Origin of the sequence: Actinomyces wuliandei (genome assembly GCF_004010955.1) — a bacterium.
GTDB classification, from domain to species: Bacteria; Actinomycetota; Actinomycetes; order Actinomycetales; family Actinomycetaceae; genus Actinomyces; species Actinomyces wuliandei.
In genome coordinates, this window is the sequence record NZ_CP025227.1 from 1,395,995 (window position 1) to 1,417,780 (window position 21,786).

Consider the following 21,786-nt stretch of genomic DNA (forward strand, 5'->3'; position numbering starts at 1 on the left):
ATCATTTAGTGTTGAGCGTAACATGTACTGGTGACAGGCGTCCCTGCTCAAGTTCCTCTTTGCTCTTGGGTCTCCTGGAGGCCCAGCTCGCGCTCGTAGCGCAGGCGGCGCCCCGAGACCTCACAGGTCAGCTCGCTGTCGAGCCGCAGAGCCACCAGTCCGCGCAGCAGGCCGTTAGCAGCCCACCCGATGGGTGTGGCTTGCTCCAGAGCGTCGATCGTGGTGTCAAAAGTCCGCCTCAGGCACAGTGACCTGGGCAGGCGAACCGTCGAGCGCGCCAGCACTTGAGCCGTGGCCCACCCGGGATCCTGGTCGTCAACCAGGGTCCGCAGCACACCACCGCGTACCAGCCACGGCAGGGGCGTGTAACCTCCCGGGCGGTCAACGATGACGACGGCCTCGATCGTCGGGTCGGAGTCGCGCACCTGGGCCAGTCCCGAGGCCTCCGAGCGGGCTGAGTCCGCGATGTCCCGGTCCTGGGCGGCAAAGAGGTTACAGAGCAGTTTCGCGTCGCCTGCCGGGGGGAAGACAAAGGTGGAGGCTCGGGACTCGGAACAGGTTCGGGCCTGCCTCTGGGCCACCACGGCCTCCTGCCACACCTCCTCCCACGCAGCAGGGACCGGGGGAGTGGGGGAGTAGGTGGTCTGCACCAGGTGGGGGACGTCGTCAGGGCGGGTCAGGACATCGCCGCCCAGGGGTCCCTTCAGCAAGGTGGCGTAGGTGGCCAGGAGAAGCGCCTCGTCGTAGACGGCCGTCGATGAGGAGTCGAAGAGGTCGTTGGCGCTGCTGAGCTGCGTGCCAGCGTCGGTCTGCGGGCCAGCCCCCACCAGGCCCCGTAGGATCATTCGGGGGCGGCGCAGCCCCTCTGGCCGGTCCCCCTCAGGGCGTGCGTGCCGGTGCAGGCGCCCCAGGCGCTGGAGGATGAGGTCCATCGGTGCGATATCGGTGATGAGCAGGTCGACGTCGATATCCAAGGACTGCTCGGCGACCTGGGTGGCTACCACCACCCGGCGGGCTGGTCGGCCTGAGCCACGGTGGGCGCGAGGTCCCATCTCAGCCACCAGCTCCTTCTCCAGGCTCACCCTGTCCCCGGCGACGAAGCGTGCGTGCAGCAGCCTGACGTCCTCGCCCATCTCCGTGCGCAGGGCTGTGTAGGCGTCCTGCGCACGGGTAACCGTGTTGCACAGCACCAGGACGCAGCCGCCCTCCTTCTCTGTGCTCTCCAGGACCGTGCGCACCAGGGTGGGTACGTCGTCGGCGATGGTGGACACGGCAGCCTTGATGTCCGCAGGCCGTGGCGGTACTGCCAGCTCCCGTGAGCCCTGCCGACTGAGCGCCGTCACCAGTGGGTAGGCGCTGGAGAGCTCTCCCAACGGCCGCTGGGCGTGCAGGCCGCGCCCGTAGGCCTCCATCAGGGTCCGCTTGATCTGCACCGGCAGGGTCGCGGAGAGCAGGACCACCGAGGTCCCGTACTCTGCCAGCCACTCAATGGCCCGTGTCAGGTAGACGTTCATGTAGGCGTCGTAGGCGTGCACCTCGTCGATGACCACAACCTTTCCTGCCAGGCCCAGGTGGCGCAGCATCGCGTGCTTGGCCTGCAGGGCCATGAACAGGACCTGGTCCACGGTGGAGACCACCACTGTGGACAGGACTCCCTTCTTGCGTCCTGACATCCACTGTGAGGCCACCACCTGGCCGCGACCGGTGTCCTCACGGTGGTCGGCGGTCTCATCGTAGACCTGGGCGGTGCGCAGACGCTGGTAGTCCTCGTTGAGCGCGCTCCTGGAGTGGCCCAGGAACATGGACAGCACCTCACCCAGGTCCTCTGAGGCGCTGGCCGCCCACTCCCGGGTACGGCGGAACAGGGAGTCCGAGGTGGACATGGTCGGAGCGGCCAGCAGCACGCCGCCAGCCGGGGCGCCTGAGGACCCCAGGACCTCTGCGGCCAGTAGCGCGGCCTCCGTCTTGCCCTCGCCGGTGGGTGCCTCCAGGATCAGCAGCGTCGGGCCCTCGGCCTCCTGGCAGGCCTGGGTGACCACCTGCTGGCACGGACGGGCTGAGGCGTCCTCGGGCCAGGAGAACCGGTGCCGCAAGAAGACGTCCAGGTCGCTCAGGTCTGGCGGCTCCGGCTCCCAGGGTGCGGTGAGGTCCACCGCCGCGCAGCCGTGCTCCACCCGCATCTCCTGGTCAGCAATGACCACCATGGGGAAGGTCTCGGCGTTGGATGCGATCCAGTCGCTCATGATGACCAGTCCGGTCGCCAGCATCTGTCCCGCAACCGGCACGGGGCGGCTCAGGCGCTCCAGGGCAGGCCCCGCCTGCGTGTACTCGGTGATGAAGGCCAACAGCTCGTCCCACACCTGGAGCCAGGACTCGTCGTAGGAGTCGAGCACCGCGCTGGCCGTCTTCTCCAGGTGCTGGCTCGGCGGCACGCCATGGTGGCATCCTGCCACTGCGGCCAGCGACCGTGCCACTCTCTTGCTCAGCCCCCGGGCGGTGAGCCACCTGTCAAGGATGACTTGACTGGCCACGGAGTGGGGCATCGGGGAGGACGCCTCCAGGGTGGAGGGCTGAGGATCCAGTCCCGCCTCACGGACCCGCTGGGCGAAGGCGGCATACTCCGGGCTGCCATCCAACTGGGACTGGAACTTTCTGCAGGCCTTGCCGATGTCGTGGGTGCCAGCGAGCCAGGAGATCAGGGTGCCCGCGTCCCTGGTGCTCAGGCCGCAGGCTCGGGTGCAGGACTCGCGCAGGGCGGAGGAGGTCCAGCGGTCCCACAGGCGGGTGGCCACGCCTGCCGAGTCGAGCATGTGCTGGGGCAGGCAGAGCCACCCGGTCTCGTCCCCGGACTTGGCCCACAAGGAGCGGGCGCTGGGGGACAGCGTCCCCAGAGGGGACGTGGCAGCAGGGGAACCAGGGTGGCGGGTAGGGCTGGCAGGCATGAGAAGTCCTTCGGTATCGGTGGTACCAAGGAGTCTTCCACGACCCACTGACATGAATGGCCAATCCCTGACTGACACGGTCAGCGAGACTTGGCCCCGACCCGGCAGGGGGCCTGCCAGTAGCCGACTACTGACAATAATCCTGGCTTCGTGGTGGGCGATACTGGATTCGAACCAGTGACCTCCTCGGTGTGAACGAGGCGCTCTAACCCCTGAGCCAATCGCCCTGCGCGGCGATAACCATAGCCAGCCGGGGGCGCCAGGGCAAGCTCGGTGCCCCCACAGTCTCGGTGAGGTGAATCACCAGCTGCTGGTTTGCTGCGGCCCACACCCTGGGTGCTATGGTTTCACCGCAGCCAGCGGTGTGGTCAGGTCCCACGGCAGAAGCGAGGCGGTGGGGCTGCGGCGCCGCAGGTACGCACGCGGATGTGGCTCAGTTGGTAGAGCATCACCTTGCCAAGGTGAGGGTCGCGGGTTCGAGTCCCGTCATCCGCTCGGAGGAGCCGGGAGCGGCCAGCCCCCTGCCTCTCACGGTGGGTTGGCCGAGAGGTTAGGCACCGGCCTGCAAAGCCGTTGACACCGGTTCGAATCCGGTACCCACCTCGGGCGATTGGCGCAGCGGTAGCGCGCTTCCCTGACACGGAAGAGGTCACTGGTTCGAACCCAGTATCGCCCACCAGGCTCGGCGGGCTGGAGAGTGCGGCTAAGAACGGGCGGCGCTCCCACTAGGCGCGTGCCGCTGGCGGCCTGACCTGCGCAGACCGGCCACCGTCGGCCTGCCGTCTTGGCACACGCGCTCAGCCCAGCAGCCCCAGCCGCTCGAAGGCCTTGGCCAGGCCGTCTTCCTCGACGTCGTCAGTAACCAGGTCGGCAGCCGCCCTGACCTCTGCGGTGGCGTTGCCCATGGCCACACCGGTCCCGCAGTGATCGATCATGTCCAGGTCCACCGCAGCGTCACCGATGGCGACCGCGTCCTCCAGACTGGCGCCCAGGTGCTCCAGGAGTACGTCAGCGGCGTGCGCCTTGGAGACTCCGGCCACGCTGACGTCGCCGAAAAGGGCGTCGTGCCCGCGCCCGCCCCAGCTGCCGTGCCTGAGCCAGGGGAAGGTCTGGCGGGCGGCCTCCAGGTCCTGAGGCCCGGAGAGCAGGTAGCTGATCTTGTTGACGTCGTCACGCACCAGCTCAGCGTTGTAGACGAAGTCCGGGAAGGCCTCCTCCACAGTCAGCGAGTCCGCGTCCGTACGCCCCCTGCCAGCGGCGTAGGCGCGCACGGCGGGCAGGGCGGCGTCGCGAAAGCCGGGGGAGGGAAACAGCCCCGAGTTCGTCTCCAGGTAGAACTCCAGGCCCCGACCTGACTGCCAGGCCACCAGGGCCTGGCAGTCCTGGCGGCTGAGGTGCTGGTGCAGGAGCACCTCCCCCTGGTGCTCCACGTAGGAGCCGTTGCCCCCGACCATCCCGTCAAAGCCGATGCCCCAGAGATAGTCTGGCATCTCCGCCCGTGACCGTCCCGTCGTGGGATAGACGCGATGACCCAGGCGGCGAGCGCGGCGTATAGCCTCTACCGCCGAGGAGGGCAGCTCGTTGGTGTAGGTGACCAGGGTGCCGTCAACGTCCACCAGGACGACACGGGGGCGGGGAGCGCCAGTGCTCATGAGGCCTCCTGACGTAGAGGGTGCGCTGGGCAGCACAGGTAGACAAGTAGCAAAGATGGCCGCAAATTACATCGCTGTGCAACAGAAGCAAAGCGTCAGGAGGGACGCGGCGCGCTCCCCTCCTGCCTGAAGAACGCGTCGATGGCGCCCAGGCCGGTGATGAAGCGCTCCCTGGCGTACTCCATGTGGTGGCCGGGTCCCACCTCGAAGCGGGTCTCGCAGCCGACCTCGCGCAAGATCCCCGCACAGGCCTCCATGTTGTCCTCCACGCAGTGCAGGATCTGCTCGGGCGCCTCGCGCTCCTGGCTGCCGATGGACAGGAAGGCGAACTTTCCCGAGAGCTCCAGGGGCAGCGAGCGCAGGTGGTCGAGCCACCCCTCGTACCATACCGACGCCGACAGGCAGCCTGCCGCCTCAAAGGTGTCCGAGTGCACGAAGGCGTACATCGCGAACAGTCCGGCCAGCGAGTAGCCGCAGATGGCGCGTTGGGAAGGTGCCAGCCCAAAGCGGTCGTCCACAACGGGAAGGGCCATGTCAAGAAGCTCCGTGAGGGTCCTGCCCGCGTCCCCGGCAAAGTCGGGGTCTCCCGGGTACAGGCCCGGTGCAGGCCAGGGGGTGAGGCTGTCGTCCCACTCCTCGACCGGGATCGCCACGACAGTGGCGGCGAGGCCCGCGCACAGGTCATCGATCTCGAACGGGCGCCCGCTCATGTCGATGACGTAGATAACCGGGCCGGTCCTGCCGGCCGTACCCTCGTAGCAGACCGCGAGATCCGGCATCACATACTTCATACCACGCTCCATGACGATATCCTCGACCCTGCCTGCGCAGGCAATCTGCCATTTTGCAGGTTCTGCCCTCCGTGCGGACCACCCTGCGTCAGGTGCATCATGCCGGGCATGTCGGTGAAACCTGCCTCCTCGTAGAGGCGCCTGCCTGCCTCGGAGGTCTCAAGATACACCTTGTCCGCACCTCGTGCGCGGGCCTGCTGGACGAGCCAGCTGACGACCGCAGCCCCTACTCCGTGACCCTGGTAGGCGGGACGCGTGTACACGTTCATGAGGTAGGCGCACAGGCCGCTGGGATTATCGGGTGAGGGCATCTCTTTGGACAGGCAGAGACCGCCGCACCCGACCGGATCGCCGTCCAGTCTGGCCAGGCAGGCGATGTGTCGTCCTGCGGGCAGCTCGCGCCGGTAGTAGGTGCGGTTGGCGGTCTCAAGGGAGGAGGTGTCGGCATCGGGTCTGATGCCGAAGACCTCACGCAGGACCTCCATACGCCACGCCACGAGCTCGTCGACACGGGCGGCCCCGACCTGCTCCACCTCAATCCTCATAGTGCCTGCCTTACGGCTTCCTTCACTGCTTCCTTTGGCTTCCTTACGGCGTGATCCTTGCCGTCACCCTTCCTTCAGCACCACTGGCAGCGCGGCGTCGTCGGGCTTGCCGTTGCTGTTCAAGGGAATCTCACTCATGACGACAAAGAACTCGGGGACCATGAACGAGGTGAGCTTACGCACGAGGCGCTCACGCAGCTGGGAGAGCACAATGCCTTGGTGCCTCGGCGTCAGATAGGCGACTAGGTAGGAGAGCCTGTTCTCGTCGATGTGGGCACGTACCACGGCGCGGCTGACGGCCTCGTCGGCCGACAGCACGTTCTCCACCTCCTCGCACTCGACCCGCTTCCCCTTGATCATGACCTGCGAGTCCTTGCGGTGCAGGAAGGCGATCTGGCCGTCCTCCAGCTCGACACCGAGGTCCCCGGTGCGGTACATGCGTGAGCCGTCGTCCTGCTCGACGAAGTTGCCCCCCTCCGGGCGGTCCGTGAGGTATCCGCGAGCCACGCCTGCGCCCGTAATGCATATCTCGCCCGTCTGACCCGGGGGGACAGGTCGCAGGAGGTCGTCAAGGACCTGCACGCGGTAGCCCAGCACGGCCTTGCCTATCGGGTAGGTGTCATCTGCGAGAGGCTGCCCGGCGCTGGCGCAGTAGTACGTGGCGCAGCAGGTTGTCTCCGAGGGGCCGTAGGTGTTGTAGACCTCGGCGCTCCCGACCAGCTGGTCGCAGTAGCCCGCCCTGAGCACGTCTCCGCCGCTGACGTAGAGGCGCACGCCCTCGGGAACGCGCCTGGACGCGTTGATGTCAGCGATCAGGTAGGGGAAGCCGTCAACGATGGTCACGCCCATCTCGTCAACAAAGTCGAGCAGCGCCTGCAGGTCGTCACGCTCGGCGGAGGACGGGATGGCAAGCGTGGCACCGGTGAGCAGCGAGCCGAACACCTCCTCGACGAAGATGTCGAAGGAGCAGACCGAGTGCTGCAGCATCACGTCACCCGGCCCGATCCTCATCTCGTGCTCGAACGCCGCGACGTAGCCCAGCACGTTGCGGTTCTCCACGCACACGCCCTTGGGCGTGCCGGTGGTGCCCGAGGTGTACAGCACGTAGGCCAGGTCCTGCGCGGTACCGCTGCTTGTGGTGCCCGCTGGAGCCGACGTGGCGGAGTAGCCAGGCTCGACGTGGACACGTTCCGCCCCGAGAACTGTCTCGCGAAACAGGCTGTCGTACTCCCGCTGGGTCACCACGACATCCACGTCCGCCTCGGTGAGCATGAAGTGGATGCGCTCTACAGGGAAGGAGGGCTCTGCCGGGACGTAGGCTGCCCCCGTCCTCAGTACCGCGAGCATGGCCGCGACCATGGCCGGGCCGTGGTCCATGACAATGCCGACGAATCGCGGGTCCTTCGGCAGCATGGCTGCGATTGAGGACGCCATGCGGTCAAGCCCGGCGTAGGTGATGCTCCTGCTCCGGGTGATGACTGCCGGGGCGTCTGGCTGCAGTGCGACCTGCTGTGCAAAGCGCTCGTATATTGTCTGGCTGTCCATAGTAGCTCCTGTGAGCCGACGGCAAAAAGGCGCCTAAGCCTCGCTACGTAGCGTATCACAGGGTGCTGCGGACATGTGACCCCGATGTCCGGGCACTGCCGTCCGGCAGCACCCTGCCGGGACCGGGGTGCCCCGGCTCGGGTGGGTGAGAGACGCAGGGTGCCGGTCCTGCCCGCTGGCTCAGCCCTCGGTCTCCAGCACTGCCCGGGAGCGCAGCTGCCCTGCCTTGAGCAGCTCCAGCGCGCGTGGTGCCTGGGACATAGGGAAGCGCTCGACGACGGTGCGCACCTTGCCCTGGGCGGCGAGACTCAGCACGTTCTCCATCTGCGCCCGGTTGCCCAGCAGGGAGGTGCGCAGTGTCTGGGCGCGGTCGAACGGGTAGCCCCGCAGGGTGAGCGGGACCGCGCTGACAAGCGTGCCTCCCCACTTCAGGGTGCGCAGCGCCTGGGCGGTGACCGCCTCCGCAGGGGCAAAGAGCAGGACCGCGTCAGCGGTGTCCTCGACCTGGGCAAGAGCCTGCGGGTCGGTGGCCTCAACCGTGTGGGCGGCGCCCAGCTCGCGGGCCACGGCCAAGTGCTCTGCGCTGCGCCCGACAACTGTGACCTCGGCACCGGTGAGGGCCGCAAACTGTACCGCCATGTGCCCCACACCGCCCGGGCCGAAGACGGCAACCCGGTCACCCGGGCCGAGGTCGAGCTTGTCCACCGCGCCGAAGGCGGTGATGCCGGGGCAGAACAGGGGCGCGGCCTCCACCATGTCCAGGGTCTCAGGCACGTGGTAGGTGTGCCGGGCGGTGGCGACCATGAGTTCGCCGTAGCCTCCGTCAACGTGCTCCCCGGTGATCCTGCGCTCGTGGCACAGCTGCTCGCGGCCAGTGGTGCAGAACTCGCACTCCTCGCAGGTGGACCACAGGGGCTGGACCCCCACCCGGTCCCCGAGCCTGAACCCCTCGACACCAGCCCCCATCTCGGCGACGTACCCGGTGACCTCGTGCCCGGGGACGATGGGACTGAGCGCGGGGACCCCGTTGCCGACCCAGTCACCCTCGATCATGTGGAGGTTGGAGCGGCACACGCCGCAGGCGGCCACCTTGATGAGGACCTGGCCAGGCCCGGGCCGGGGGCTGGGCGCCCGGCGCCAGCGCAGCGGGGCCTGCTCGATCGGAGCGGGGGTGTCCAGTTGCTGGGCGTACATGAGGGGCTCGCAGACATGAGAAGTCATAGCCACCAGGCTACGGACTAGGCCTGCGGGGAGCCAACAGCAGACTCCTCTGGGGCCAGGGAAGATTTCGTTGGCAGGGCTCGTAGGTGGCGGGGACGGCAGTGCCTACTCAGCGGTCACGAGGCCCTGCGGGCTGCGGTGCCGTCGCTGTCGGTTCAGTGCGTCCACAGTGTCGACGGTCCCTGTCATGCCAGTCGTACCAGCGGTATCAACCAGGAACATGGAGGCGAAGGCCCTCGCGGCTGCCCCGGCTCGGGGACTCAGGGCGAGGGCCGTCTCCCAGCAGGGCGTGGTGCCGGTCAGTGGCAGCGCCGCCAGCGAGGCCGCCTCGGGTTTGGCGGAGAAGGACCGGGGGACGACGGCGACCCCGAACCCGTACTCCACCAGCGACAGCAGCATGTGGACGTCGGTCACCTCTACCGTGGCACGCCGGGACACGCCCGCCTCGCTCAGGGCCTGGTCCAGGATGCTGCGGGCGGGCCAGGAGGGTGCGAAGTCGACGAGACGCTCGGGGCGCAGCGCCGCGAGCGTGACCGAGCTCTCGGAGGCGAGGGGGTGGCTCCTGGGGGCAAGAAGCACGAACGGCTCCTGCCGCAGGACGGTCACCTCCAGGTCCTGGGTGAGCCTGGCGCCGGGCTCCCCAGGGGCCCGGGCGATCAGTGCGGCCTCAAGCCTGCCTGAGTGCAGGTCTCGCAGGAGGCTGTCTGAGGGCGCCTGCTGGAAGAAGACCTCAATGTCCTCCTGCGGTGAGGTGAAGGCGGTCAGCACGTCGGCCAGGTTGACCAGGTCCCCCAGGCACTGCTCGGAACCCAGCCGCAGGGAGCGGGACGGTCCCAGGCCCATCAGCTCGCGCTTGGCGGCGGTGGCATCAGCAAGCATCCTGCGAGCGCGAGGGAGGAAGGCCTCGCCCGCAGCAGTCAGGCTGGCTCCGGACGCACTGCGGGTGAACAGGGTCGCGCCCAGCTCGCGCTCCAGCGCCCTGACCGAGGACGACAGCCCGGACTGGCTGACAAAGCTCCTCCGCGCAGCCTGGGTGAAGGTCTGCTCCTCGACGACGGCCAGAAAGAACTCCAGCTGACGCACGTCCACGGCCTGCCTCCTTCGGTTCCGCCCGGCCCGCTGCTGGGTGGGTCGTCGTCACGGCTCACCCGCACGGGCACCTCCTTGTCACACGATCCTAGACGCCGTGATCGTAGACGTCGTGGCGGGTCGTAGTCTTGAGCCATGGCCGACCCCTCGACGTACCGACCCGCACCGGGTGAGGTCCCCACGTCCCCGGGTGTCTACCGGTTCCTTGACGGGGAGGGGCGGGTCATCTACGTGGGCAAGGCGAAGAACCTGCGTGCCCGCCTGTCCAGCTACTTCCAGGATGTCGCCGCCCTCCACCCGCGTACCCAGACGATGGTCACCACCGCCTGCGCCGTGGAGTGGACGGTGGTGTCCACCGAGGTGGAGTCCCTGGCCCTGGAGTACTCCTGGATCAAGGAGCTCAACCCGCGCTTCAACGTCATGTACAAGGACGACAAGTCCTACCCCTACCTGGCCGTCACCATGCAGGAGACCTACCCCCGGGTCCAGGTCATGCGCGGCGCCCGCAGGCGCGGGGCGCGCTACTTCGGTCCCTTCGTCGCGGTGTGGTCCATCCGTGAGACCGTGGACCAGCTGCTGCGCGTCTTCCCGGTGCGCTCCTGCTCCGCCGGGGTGTTCCGCCGCGCCCAGGCCTCTGGGCGCCCGTGCCTGCTGGGCTACATCGACAAGTGCTCGGCCCCCTGCGTGGGACGCGTCAGCGAGCGGGACCACCGCGCGCTTGCTGAGAACTTCTGCTCCTTCATGGCCGGGCGCACCGGACCCTACCTGCGTGAGGTCGAGTCCCAGATGAGGGCCGCCGCCGCCGCGCTGGACTTCGAGAAGGCCGCCCGTCTGCGCGACGACGCCGCCGCCCTGCGCAAGGTCGTCGAGACCAACGCCGTCGTGCTGCCCGACGCCACCGACGCCGATGTCTTCGCCCTGGCGCGCGACGAGCTGGAGGCCGCCGTCCAGGTCTTCCACGTGCGCGGGGGGCGGGTGCGCGGCCAGCGGGGCTGGGTCGTGGACCTGGTAGGCAGTCCCGAGGACTCCGAGCTGGTGGAGCGTCTCCTCCAGCAGGTCTACTCCGCGCTCCCGGACCCCGCTGACGACCGCCTGGAGGAGCCCGACGGCTCAGGAGGTCCTGAAGACCCTGAAGACGCTGAAGACACCGGCGGCAGCGGCGCCGGAGCCCCTGGTGCACCTCCCACCTCGGGACCTACCACCTCCGTGGGCCTCACGGGTACCAGGTCACAGGACCCGAGATCGCGCGTACCTGCCCAGCCGTCCTCCTCGCGCCACCGTGGGGCTGCCGCCACCAGCGTCGATGACGTCGCCCACACCGCCACCACCGCAGTTCCCCGGGAGGTCCTGGTTCCGGTTATGCCGGTCAGTGCCAGCGCTGTCACCGCGTGGCTCTCCCAGCTGAGAGGTGCCCGGGTGGACCTGCGCGTCCCACGCCGCGGGGACAAGGCAGCCCTTATGGAGACCGTGCGCCGCAACGCCGAGGAGTCTTTGCGCCTGCACAAGACCAGGCGGGCGGGGGACCTCACCCAGCGCTCCCAGGCGCTGGAGGAGCTGGCCCAGGCCCTGGACCTGCCCGAGGCCCCTCTGCGCATCGAGTGCTACGACGTCTCCCACACCCAGGGCAGCTACCAGGTGGGCTCTATGGTGGTCTTTGAGGACGGGGCCCCCCGCAAGTCCGACTATCGTCGCTTCACTGTGCGCGGCACCACCGGAGAGGGCGCCAGTGACGACACCGCCGCCATGGGCGAGGTGCTGACCAGGCGCTTCAAGCGCCTCCTCGCCGAGCGGGGTGCTGGGGACACCGGGGGCGCTGCCGCTCCCGGGCGCGACGTGGCCGGTGGCGGCAGGGGCTCGGAGGTCGGCACAGAGGGTGGGGACCTCACCCCGCGTGTCCTGGTCCCCGACGGCCGGGGCGGGCAGGTGGTCGCTCCTGTCGACGACGAGGGCGTACCCGTGGTCTCCGGTCCTGTGGACCCAGCGACGGGCCGCGCCAGGCGGTTCAGCTACCTGCCCGGCCTAGTGGTGGTTGACGGGGGCCTGCCCCAGGTCAGCGCCGCCCGGGCGGTGCTCGACGAGCTCGGTGTGGACGTGCCCCTGGTCGGCCTGGCCAAGCGTCTGGAGGAGGTCTGGGTCCCGGGGGAGGAGTTCCCCCTGGTGCTGCCGCGCGGCTCGGCCGCCCTGTACCTTCTCCAGCACCTGCGCGACGAGTCCCACCGCTTCGCCATCACCCACCACCGCAGGAGACGCTCGGCGGGGATGACACGATCGGTCCTGGACGGTGTCCCGGGGCTGGGGCCGACGCGTCAGGCCGCCCTGCTGCGCGAGCTCGGCTCCGTGGCTCAGATCCGCCAGGCCACGCCCGAGCGCCTCGCCCAGGTCAAGGGCATTGGGCCGGCCCTGGCCCAGGCTGTTCTTGCCCACCTCAAGGCCAGCAGCACCGCCGGGTCCCGGGACCAGGGGGAGAGGGGCCCCGGGGGCTGAGAGGGCTTGTGCTGGGCCGACTCCGTGGGCACACTCTGCTCGTGAGGATCCTGCGGGTGTTCAACAACAACGTCGTCCTGGCGCGTGATGAGCTGGGCCGTGAGACGGTGGTCACTGGACGGGGTGTCGGCTTCCAGGCCCGGCCCGGCCAGGAGGTCGACACCAGCAGGGTGGCCCGCCGCTTCGTCCCGGCACGCAACGCGGGCTCCGTGGGTGAGGTCATTGCTGACATCCCCCTGGACCGGATCACGCTCATTGAGGAGGTCCTCTCCCGTGCCACGCGCGAGCTGGGGGCCCCGGTCCCCTCCTCCACGGTCCTCGCCGTGGTGGACCACGTCAACCAGGCCATGGAGCGGGTGCAGCAGGGCCTGGTCATGGACTACCCCCTGCGGGCCGAGGTCGCCCACCTCCACCCCGAGGAGCTGCGCCTGGCCGAGCGGATGATTGACGAGCTCAACGCCGTCCAGGAGGTCCAGCTGCCTGCCGGTGAGGCGACGGCCCTGGCCCTGCACCTCTTCAACGCCGTCGTGGGCAGTCCCTCTGCGGAGCGGTCCTGGCAGCAGTCCCGCCTTATCGCCCAGATCTTCGACGTCCTCACGCGTGCCTACGGCCAGGACTTCGACCCGGAGTCCATCGACGCCGCGCGGCTGGCAGCCCACCTGCGCTACTTCCTGACCCGCGTGCGCACCGGTGAGCAGGTGGCTGACGGCACCGCGCACGCGGTTGCCCGGGTACTGCGCGAGACCAGGCCTCGGGCCTACCAGGTAGCCCTGCGCATACGCGAGCTGCTGGAGCTGCGCCTGGGCGACCCCGTCTCCGCTGACGAGACGGCCTACCTGACCATGCACGTGGCCCGCCTGGAGGACGCGGCGGCCCAGGTGCGGCGCGCTGGTCCGCACACCCCGGGAGCAGCCCTGGACTGACGCCGCCCCGGCTCGACGGGACCACACAGAGCACCATAGCCCGGTGTAGAAATAGAACCGTGGTCTATACCATTACGAGACGACTGTGGGTGGCGGCCCCAGTACGGATAGCATGATGGCGGACCGAGGCCGGTCCCATGGATTGTGACCCGATAAGGGGCAAGACCTGAGGTGCCTGGGCGCTGTGCGCGCCACAGGGACCTCGGGTCTTTTTTGTTCTCCGAGCGTGTCAGCCTGATCGAGGAGGATCTTGATGGCCAAAACCGACTACGCGGCGCTTGCGCCGGACCTGCTCACCAAGGTGGGAGGGCAGGACAACGTCCGCAGCCTGGCTCACTGCGCCACCCGCCTTCGCTTTGTCCTCAAGGACGAGTCCAAGGCGGACACCGAGGCCGTCAAGGCCACTGGCGGCGTGGTCACCGTCGTCCAGGCCGGGGGCCAGTACCAGGTCGTCATCGGCAACGACGTCCCCGAGGCCTACGCCGAGCTCATGAAGATCCTGGGTCCCATGGGAGAGGAGGAGGATGCCCCGGCGGAGAGGAGGAACCCGCTGGACGCCTTCATCTCCCTGGTGTCAGGGATCATCTCACCCATGCTGTGGACCCTGGCGGGCACCGGGCTGTTCAAGGCCTTCCTCACCATGTTCACCACCCTGGGATGGCTGCAGGAGGAGACAGGCACCTACACGGTGCTCTACGCCGCCTCCGATGCCTTCATGAACTTCCTGCCCATGGTCCTGGCGGTGACGGCCGCCCGGCACTTCAAGGCCAACCAGTTCACCTCCATGGCGATCGCCGGGGCACTGGTCTACCCCAGCATCATCGCGCTCAACGAGGCGGGCGGCCCCCATGACTTCTTCGGCATCCCGCTGGTCATGATGAGCTACACCAGCTCGGTCATCCCCATCATCGTGGCCGTGTGGGTGCAGAGCCACCTGGAGCGGCTCTTCATGCGCTACATCCCTGGCGCCTTCCGCAACTTCATGACGCCGTGGCTCACGGTCCTCATCATGGTGCCGCTGACCCTGCTCACCATCGGCCCGGCCACGACCTACCTGGCTGACGGCATCGCCGCAGGCGTGCAGTGGCTCTTTGCCACTGTGCCGCTCCTGGGTGGGGCCATCATGGGAGGCCTGTGGCAGGTCTTCGTCATCTTCGGCCTGCACTGGGGCTTCGTCCCCCTCATGACCCAGGAGATCACCACCAACGGCTACTCCGTCATGACCGGCCCGCTCGTGGCCCCCGTCCTGGCTCAGGCCGCCGCCGGCCTGGCAGTCATGCTGCGCTCCAGGGACGCCAAGACCCGCGAGCTCGCCGGCCCCGCTGCCGTCTCCGGCTTCCTCGCCGGGGTCACCGAGCCGGTCATCTACGGCATCAACCTGCCCCGCAGACTGCCCCTCTACTTCGGCATCGTTGGCGGCGCCGTCGGTGGAGCCATTGGTGCGCTGGCCGGAGCCCGTACCACCTCCGCAGGCGTCTTCCCCTCCATCATCGGCCTGCCGGCCTGGGTAGACGAGACTCCTGACGTCCCGCTGTTCCTCGTCGGCGTCGTCGTGGCCGTCGTCATCGCCTTCGTCCTGACCTACTTCTTCGGGGTCAGCGACGACCCGGACCAGGCCGGCACTGAGGACGGTGCGGGGGACGGGGCAGCTGGTGCTGCCACGCCGCGCGCCGTGGACGTGGACGCCGCCGAGACCACCGGTGGCGTTGACGTCATCGTGGCCGCTCCTGTGCCCGGCAGGGTCATCGCCCTGGAGGACGTCCCCGACCCGGTCTTCTCCTCCGGGGTCATGGGCAAGGGGGCGGGGATCGTCCCCGCCGACGGCTCCGTCGTGGCCCCTGTCGCCGGTGAGGTGGTGGCGACCACTGGCACCGGGCACGCCGTGGGCATCAGGACCGACGACGGCGTGGAGGTCCTCATCCACGTCGGCATCGACACCGTCAACATGAAGGGCGACGGGTTCGCCACCTCCGTCACCAAGGGACAGCGGGTGGTCGTGGGCCAGGAGCTGGTCCGTGTCGACCTCGCCAAGGTCGAGGCTGCGGGCTACTCCACCGTCACCGCCCTGCTCGTGACCAACACGGCCGCCCACAAGGAGGTCACCGCCTGCGTCGTCGGTGAGGAGGTGGGGGCCGGCGACCCCGTCGTCGTCGTGAGCAGGTAGCCCGGGTGGCCCAGGTAGTACGGGCGCACGACCCGAGGCGTGCGCTGACACTCAGACGCACAGAGAACCACAAGACAACCACAAGAGAACACAGGCACAGAAGAGACTAGGGAAAGGCAGCTGACCACCATGACAGCAGACACCGCGACAGACACCCTGGGCGCCGGCTCCGCGCCCCGTTTCCCTGACGGCTTCCTGTGGGGTGGCGCCCTGGCGGCCAACCAGTACGAGGGCGCCTACGACACTGACGGCAAGGGGCTCAGCGTCCAGGACGTCATGCCCCAGGGTATTGTCGGGCCCCGCACCGAGGCACCCACCCCGGACAACCTCAAGCTGGAGGGCATCGACTTCTACCACCGCTACAAGGAGGACATCGCGCTCCTGGCGGAGATGGGCTTCAAGGTCTTCCGCTTCTCCATCGCCTGGTCCAGGATCTTCCCCAGCGGGGACGAGACCGAGCCCAACGAGGAGGGGCTGGCCTTCTACGACCGGGTGCTCGACGAGCTGGAGAAGCACGGTATCGAGCCCCTGGTCACCATCAGCCACTACGAGACGCCGCTGCACCTGGCCAGGGCCTACAACGGCTGGGCCGACCGGCGCATGATCGGTTTCTTCGAGCGCTACGCCCGGACCCTCTTCGAGCGCTATGGCAGCCGGGTCAGGTACTGGCTGACCTTCAACGAGATCAACGCCATCCTCCACGAGCCCTTCATGGCGGGGGGTATCAACATCCCCAAGGACCAGCTCAGCGAGCAGGACCTCTACCAGGCGATCCACCACGAGCTGGTGGCTTCCGCCTCAGTGACCCGCATCGCTCACGAGGTCAACCCTGATCTCAAGGTGGGCTGCATGATCCTGGCGATCCCCTTCTACCCGCTGACCCCCGACCCCCGTGACGTGTGGGCCGCCAAGCAGGCCGAGCGGGCCAACTACGCCTTCGGCGACGTGCACGCGCGCGGGACCTACCCGGGCTACTTCCTGCGCACGCTGCGTGACAAGGGTGTCGAGCTGGAGATCACCGAGGAGGACCGACGCATCCTGGCCGAGCACACGGTCGACTTCATCTCCTTCTCCTACTACATGTCCTCCTGCGAGACTGTCACCCAGGAGAGAGAGTCTGGCGGCGGCAATCTCATGGGCGGGGTCGCCAACCCCACCCTGGAGGTCTCCCAGTGGGGTTGGGCCATCGACCCCCGGGGCCTGCGCACGATCCTCAACGACTACTGGGACCGCTGGGGCAAGCCCCTGTTCATCGTGGAGAACGGCCTGGGCGCGCGCGACGAGCTGGTCACCGGGGAGGACGGCCAGCCCACGGTGGTTGACGACTACCGTATCAACTACATGAACGACCACCTGGTGCAGGTCCGTGAGGCACTGGCCGACGGGGTCGAGGTCATGGGCTACACCTCCTGGGGGTGCATCGACTGCGTGTCCGCCTCCACCGCCCAGCTGTCCAAGCGCTACGGGTTCATCTACGTGGACCGCGACGACGACGGCACCGGCACGCTGGCCCGTTACCGCAAGAAGTCCTTCGACTGGTACAAGGGGGTCATCGCCACCAACGGGGCCGACCTGACCCCGCTGACCGACTGAGACCGACTGCCTGAGGGCGTTGTCGGCGCCACGGCCGGACGCACCGCAGGTCCCGCCGGGGGACACCAAGGCGCGTCGGCAGGTACGGCACCGTGCCTGCCGGCTCTCGGCGGGTCCTGCGCGCGTGCGGGGGCACGTGCCCACAGTGGTGGTTGTGCTGTGGAGCCGCAGGTCATCCTCCTGTGCGGCCACGGCGTGGCTCCGGCTGCCCTCCGGGACGCAGCCGGAGGGTTGCCCTCCGGTGGGCCTTGTGGCGTGCCATGCTTGAGCCATGCGTGAACAGGAGCACCCACAGCCTGCCGAGCCCGCTCGCGACCCGCTGAGGGACACGGTTCCTGTGGAGATCCCCGCCATCGACGACGCCACGCCTCCGGTGCCTCCTGCGGAGCGCCCCGAGATGATCATCGTCACCGGGATGTCAGGTGCCGGCCGCTCCCGGGCGGCCGACGCCCTGGAGGACCTGGACTGGTACGTGGTGGACAACCTCCCGCCCCAGCTGCTGCCCGCCCTGGCCGGGATGATGACCACCGTGGGCGCCGGGGTCCACCGGCTGGCTGCCGTGGTCGACGTGCGCAGCCGGGAGTTCTTCGCCCACTTCATGGAGTACCTGCGCCAGGTGCGCGGGGCGGGCACGGAGGTGCGGCTGATATTCCTGGACGCCTCGGACGCGGCGCTGGTCAGGCGCTTCGAGTCCTCACGTCGACCTCACCCCCTCCAGGGCACCGCCTCCGTCCTGGAGGGGATCGAGCACGAGCGCACCCTCCTGGCCGGGCTCAAGGGCATGGCCGACACCGTCATCGACACCTCGCGCTACTCCGTCCACGAGCTGGCCAGGCGGGTGCGTGAGCTCGTGGCCCGGGACTCCGACCTGGCCCTGCGCGTTCACGTCATGTCCTTCGGCTTCAAGTACGGGCTTCCGCTGGACGCCGACCACGTCGTGGACGTGCGTTTTATCCCTAACCCGTTCTGGGTCTCTGAGCTGCGCCACCTCACCGGGCGTGACGCGGCCGTGGCTGACTACGTCTTCGCTCAGGACGGCGCCGCCCCCTTCGTCGACGGCTACGCGGACCTTCTGGCCTCGGCGCTGCCGCACTACGTTGACGAGCTCAAGCCGCACGTCACCGTCGCAGTAGGCTGTACCGGTGGGAAGCACCGCTCGGTGGCCTCCGCCGAACGCATAGGATCCAGGCTGCGACAAGCTGGCTTCGAGGTCGTCGTCCAGCACCGGGACCTGGGACGGGAGTGAGGGCGCCATGGGCACGACGATCGACACGGCCGGGTGGCCCCGCCGTGGTGAGGAGGGTCCCGGTGTCGTTGCCCTGGGAGGTGGGCATGGGTTGTCGGCCACGCTGAGGGCACTGCGCCACCTCACCCACCGGCTGACGGCGGTGGTGACCGTGGCCGACGACGGAGGCTCATCGGGCCGCCTGCGCCAGGAGTTCGACTGCCTGCCTCCTGGGGACCTGCGCATGGCCCTGGCCTCCATGTGTGACGACTCCGAGTGGGGCCTGACGTGGCGCGACGTCCTCCAGCACCGTTTTCACGGTCAGGGTGAGTTGGACAACCACGCGCTGGGCAACCTCCTCATCCTGGCACTGTGGCAGCTTCTCGGGGACGACGTGGGCGGCCTGGAGTGGGTGGGCAGGCTGCTGTCCATCAACGGCAGGGTGGTTCCCATGTCGTCCTCCCCGCTGGTGATCGAGGCGGACATCGTCAACGGGGACAGGCGGGAACGAGTCTCCGGGCAGGTGGCTGTGGCCTCGGCGCGCGGACGCATGGAGAACGTCTCCATCGTTCCCCAGGACGCCGACGCCCACCCTGCTGCGCTGGCGGCGATCGACGAGGCTGACTGGGTGGTCCTGGGACCGGGCTCCTGGTACACCTCCGTGCTGCCCCACCTCATCCTGCCCTCAATGCGTCAGGCCCTAGCCAGCACGCGTGCCAGCAAGGTCATTGTCCTCAACCTCTCCGCACAGCGCGGGGAGACTGACGGGATGACCAGCGCCGACCACCTGCGTGTCCTGGCGGACTACGCTCCTGAGGTGAGGGCTGACGTGGTCCTGGCCGACCCCTCGACCGTGGAGGACATTGACGACCTGGCCTCCGTGGCCTCATCCCTGGGGGCGACCCTGGTCCTGCGGCAGGTGCGTACCGGGGAGGCGCGCCTCCACCACGACCCCCTCCGGCTGGCAGCGGCCTTTCGTGACGCCTTCGAGGGCGCCATCGGGGACGTGGGAGACGCCGCCCGCTGGCGTCGCGACGGCACGTCCAGCCTCCTGGGCGACGGTACTGGGTAGTATCACAGCCCAGTTCCATAGTATCTTCTCTGGACCCGCAACCGACCCAGAGAACCTTCTTTTACACTCTTCTCGCACCTCACGTCACAACCGTCATATTCGTCATATGTCGTTGCACGTGGGTCCCCTGCGCACGCAGGCACGTACCCGGCCAGCTCCCTGCGCACCGCCGGGGACCCGTGCGACAACCTATCGCTAGCAGTCAGGAGCCTTCTCATGTCGCTGACGGTCACCGTCAAGGACGAGCTCTCGCACGTCGTCGCCGAGAACACGGCGCAGAAACGCGCTGAGGTGTCAGCCATGCTGCGCTTCGCCGGGGGACTGCACATCGTCTCCCAGCGCCTCGTGGTGGAGGCGGAGCTCGACCACGGTGCCACGGTGCGTCGGCTCCACCGCCACCTCAGGGAGCTCTTCGGCATGGACGCGGAGGTCCTCGTGGTCCAGGGCGGCTCACTGCACCGGGGGTCACGCTACGTGTTGCGCGTAGCGGACCGGGGCAAGGACCTGGCCCGCCTGTCCGGCCTGGTGGACGAGCACGGCCGCCCGGTGCGCGGGATGCCGGTGGCCGTGGTCCAGGGCGGGCGCAACGCCGCTGCGGCAGCGTGGCGAGGGGCCTTCCTCGCCCGGGGGTCGTTGACCGAGCCCGGCCGCTCCTCCTCCCTGGAGGTCACCTGCCCCGGCTCAGAGGCTGCGCTGGCCCTGGTGGGGGCGGCCCGCCGCTTCGACGTGGCGGCCAAGGCCCGCGAGGTGCGTGGCGCCGACCGGGTGGTCGTGCGTGACGGGGAGTCAATCGGCATCATCCTGGACCGGATGGGTGCCCCCGAGGCCAACAGGACCTGGTCCGAGCGACGCTCGCGCAGGGAGTCGCGAGGCACCGCTAACCGTCTGGCTAACTTCGACGATGCCAACCTGCGGCGCTCCGCCCGGGCCGCTGTCGCCTCCGGGGCACGTGTGGAGCGCGCCTTCGAGATCCTCGGTGACGACGTCCCGGCACACCTGCTTCAGGCCGGCAGGCTGCGCATGGAGCACAAGCAGGCCTCGCTGGAGGAGCTGGGGCACCTGTCCGATCCGCAGCTGACCAAGGACGCGGTGGCCGGCCGGATCCGCCGCCTGCTGGCGATGGCCGACAAGCGCGCCCACGACCTGGGGGTGCCCGACACCGAGTCGGTCCTGACCCAGGACATGCTGGATCCCTGAGCCGTCTGCGGGGCCTGGCCGGGTCTCGGGAGGGACCCTGGTCCTAGGAACGTGCCAAGAACATGCTCGGCGCAGGTCACGGCCTGGTTGCCGCAGGCTGCCGCCCTTGTGCCTGTTCGCCCGTGGCGTGCCTGGTACCGGTGGAGGCTCGCCAGCGCGGTAGGGGTGTGGATAGACTCTGTGCTGCCGGGTTCTGACAGGTCTCCTCGCTGAGGGGCACGTGGAGCCCGGGGCACACCCACGGTGTGCGAACGAGCCCAGAAACCGTGCGTCTGCGGGCGCACTAGGAGGACGCAAAAAGTGACTACCCGAGTTGGTATCAACGGCTTCGGCCGCATCGGCCGCAACTTCTTCCGTGCCGCCCTGGAGCAGGGCGCGGACCTTGAGGTCGTCGCAGTCAACGACCTCACGGACAACAAGACCCTGGCCCACCTGCTGAAGTACGACTCCATCCTCGGTCGCTTCAACGGCGAGGTCTCCTACGACGAGGAGGGCATCACCGTCAACGGCACGCACATCAAGGTGCTTGCCGAGCGCAACCCCGCCGACCTCCCCTGGGGTGACCTCGGTGTCGAGGTCGTGGTGGAGTCCACCGGGTTCTTCACCGACGGTGAGAAGGCCAAGGCCCACATCGACGGCGGCGCCAAGAAGGTGGTCATCTCCGCGCCCGCGAAGAACGTTGACGGCACCTTTGTTGTGGGTGTCAACGAGGCCTCCTACGACCCGGCCACGATGAGCATCGTGTCTAACGCCTCCTGCACCACCAACTGCCTCGCCCCCCTGGCCAAGGTCCTCAACGACAAGTTCGGGATCGTCCAGGGCATCATGACCACGGTGCACTCCTACACCGGCGACCAGCGCCTGCTGGACGCCCCCCACGGCGACCTGCGCCGCGCCCGCGCTGCCGCGCTGTCCATGATCCCCACCAAGACCGGTGCCGCTCAGGCGGTCGCCCTGGTCATCCCCGAGCTCCAGGGCAAGTTCGACGGCCTGGCCGTGCGCGTCCCCACTCCGACCGGCTCCCTGACCGACCTGACCTTCCAGGCTGAGAAGGAGGTCTCCGTCGAGGCCGTCAAGGCTGCCGTCAAGGAGGCTGCCGAGGGTGAGCTCAAGGGCATCCTGGCCTACACCGAGGACCCGATCGTCTCCGCTGACATCGTGGGCGACCCTCACTCCTCGATCTTCGACGCCAACGAGACCAAGGTGATCGGCAACCTGGTCAAGGTCCTGTCCTGGTACGACAACGAGTGGGGCTACTCCAACCGCCTGGTGGACCTCACCGAGTACATCGCCGAGCGCCTCTGACGGCACTCGCCGCGAGTACGAGCACGATGCTCCACTGA

At 68.6% G+C, this 21,786-nt stretch carries 15 protein-coding genes and 4 tRNA genes; 11 read left to right on the top strand and 8 right to left on the bottom strand.

Features of this window, described 5'->3' with window-relative positions; translation table 11 throughout:
• Positions 1–47 precede the first annotated feature (47 nt).
• Both cas3 and CWS50_RS05740 read right to left on the bottom strand, forming a co-directional pair.
• Positions 48–2,942, bottom strand: a complete 2,895-nt coding sequence (gene cas3, locus CWS50_RS05735; RefSeq protein ID WP_127842015.1) for a CRISPR-associated helicase Cas3' — start codon at positions 2,940–2,942, stop codon at positions 48–50.
• 151 nt (positions 2,943–3,093) lie between these two features.
• Positions 3,094–3,169 (bottom strand) — tRNA-Val (locus CWS50_RS05740).
• A gap of 195 nt (positions 3,170–3,364) precedes the next feature.
• On the opposite strand from CWS50_RS05740, the gene CWS50_RS05745 reads away from it, so the two are divergent.
• From CWS50_RS05745 to CWS50_RS05755, 3 genes are all read left to right on the top strand, one after another.
• Positions 3,365–3,437 (top strand) — tRNA-Gly (locus tag CWS50_RS05745).
• Between the two features lie 37 nt (positions 3,438–3,474).
• Positions 3,475–3,545: transfer RNA gene (locus tag CWS50_RS05750), tRNA-Cys, on the top strand.
• Position 3,546: 1 nt separating this feature from the next.
• A tRNA-Val gene (locus tag CWS50_RS05755) sits at positions 3,547–3,621 on the top strand.
• A gap of 118 nt (positions 3,622–3,739) precedes the next feature.
• Here CWS50_RS05755 and CWS50_RS05760 read toward each other — a convergent pair.
• The 6 genes from CWS50_RS05760 to CWS50_RS05785 form a co-directional block, all read right to left on the bottom strand.
• Positions 3,740–4,594, bottom strand: coding sequence for a Cof-type HAD-IIB family hydrolase (locus tag CWS50_RS05760; RefSeq protein WP_127842016.1), 855 nt, complete (start codon positions 4,592–4,594; stop codon positions 3,740–3,742).
• Positions 4,595–4,689: 95 nt separating this feature from the next.
• Positions 4,690–5,397, bottom strand: a complete 708-nt coding sequence (locus CWS50_RS05765; protein WP_206610480.1) for an alpha/beta hydrolase-fold protein — start codon at positions 5,395–5,397, stop codon at positions 4,690–4,692.
• Complete coding sequence (locus CWS50_RS05770; RefSeq protein ID WP_243118476.1) at positions 5,382–5,930, bottom strand: GNAT family N-acetyltransferase; 549 nt, start codon at positions 5,928–5,930, stop codon at positions 5,382–5,384. The genes CWS50_RS05765 and CWS50_RS05770 overlap by 16 nt, the downstream gene beginning before the upstream one ends.
• 63 nt (positions 5,931–5,993) lie before the next feature.
• A complete protein-coding gene (locus CWS50_RS05775) occupies positions 5,994–7,475 on the bottom strand; it encodes an amino acid adenylation domain-containing protein (RefSeq protein ID WP_127842018.1) in 1,482 nt (493 codons plus the stop codon).
• Between the two features lie 180 nt (positions 7,476–7,655).
• A complete protein-coding gene (locus CWS50_RS05780; protein ID WP_127842019.1) occupies positions 7,656–8,696 on the bottom strand; it encodes an alcohol dehydrogenase catalytic domain-containing protein in 1,041 nt (346 codons plus the stop codon).
• Between the two features lie 105 nt (positions 8,697–8,801).
• The gene (locus tag CWS50_RS05785) at positions 8,802–9,785 is read right to left on the bottom strand and encodes a LysR family transcriptional regulator (protein ID WP_127842020.1); all 984 of its coding nucleotides are present in this window, start codon (positions 9,783–9,785) and stop codon (positions 8,802–8,804) included.
• Between the two features lie 135 nt (positions 9,786–9,920).
• Here CWS50_RS05785 and uvrC point away from each other — a divergent pair, with 135 nt between their 5' ends.
• The 8 genes from uvrC (at position 9,921) to gap (ending at position 21,748) form a co-directional block, all read left to right on the top strand.
• Entirely contained in the window at positions 9,921–12,269 is a 2,349-nt protein-coding gene (gene uvrC / locus CWS50_RS05790; protein ID WP_127842021.1) for an excinuclease ABC subunit UvrC, read from the top strand.
• A gap of 41 nt (positions 12,270–12,310) precedes the next feature.
• Positions 12,311–13,192: a PRD domain-containing protein gene (locus CWS50_RS05795; protein ID WP_127842022.1), complete on the top strand. Its 882-nt coding sequence runs from the start codon at positions 12,311–12,313 to the stop codon at positions 13,190–13,192.
• 253 nt (positions 13,193–13,445) lie between these two features.
• On the top strand, positions 13,446–15,356 hold the full coding sequence (locus CWS50_RS05800) for a beta-glucoside-specific PTS transporter subunit IIABC (RefSeq protein WP_127842023.1): 1,911 nt from the start codon (positions 13,446–13,448) through the stop codon (positions 15,354–15,356).
• Positions 15,357–15,485: 129 nt separating this feature from the next.
• Positions 15,486–16,949, top strand: a complete 1,464-nt coding sequence (locus CWS50_RS05805; RefSeq protein WP_127842024.1) for a family 1 glycosylhydrolase — start codon at positions 15,486–15,488, stop codon at positions 16,947–16,949.
• Between the two features lie 271 nt (positions 16,950–17,220).
• Positions 17,221–18,195, top strand: a complete 975-nt coding sequence (rapZ, locus tag CWS50_RS05810; RefSeq protein WP_127842025.1) for an RNase adapter RapZ — start codon at positions 17,221–17,223, stop codon at positions 18,193–18,195.
• Positions 18,196–18,202: 7 nt separating this feature from the next.
• Positions 18,203–19,246: a gluconeogenesis factor YvcK family protein gene (locus tag CWS50_RS05815; protein WP_127842026.1), complete on the top strand. Its 1,044-nt coding sequence runs from the start codon at positions 18,203–18,205 to the stop codon at positions 19,244–19,246.
• Positions 19,247–19,462: 216 nt separating this feature from the next.
• On the top strand, positions 19,463–20,443 hold the full coding sequence (gene whiA, locus CWS50_RS05820; protein ID WP_127842027.1) for a DNA-binding protein WhiA: 981 nt from the start codon (positions 19,463–19,465) through the stop codon (positions 20,441–20,443).
• Positions 20,444–20,743: 300 nt separating this feature from the next.
• Positions 20,744–21,748 (top strand): type I glyceraldehyde-3-phosphate dehydrogenase, encoded by a 1,005-nt coding sequence (gene gap, locus CWS50_RS05825; protein ID WP_127842028.1) that lies wholly within the window; start codon positions 20,744–20,746, stop codon positions 21,746–21,748.
• Positions 21,749–21,786: the final 38 nt, after the last annotated feature.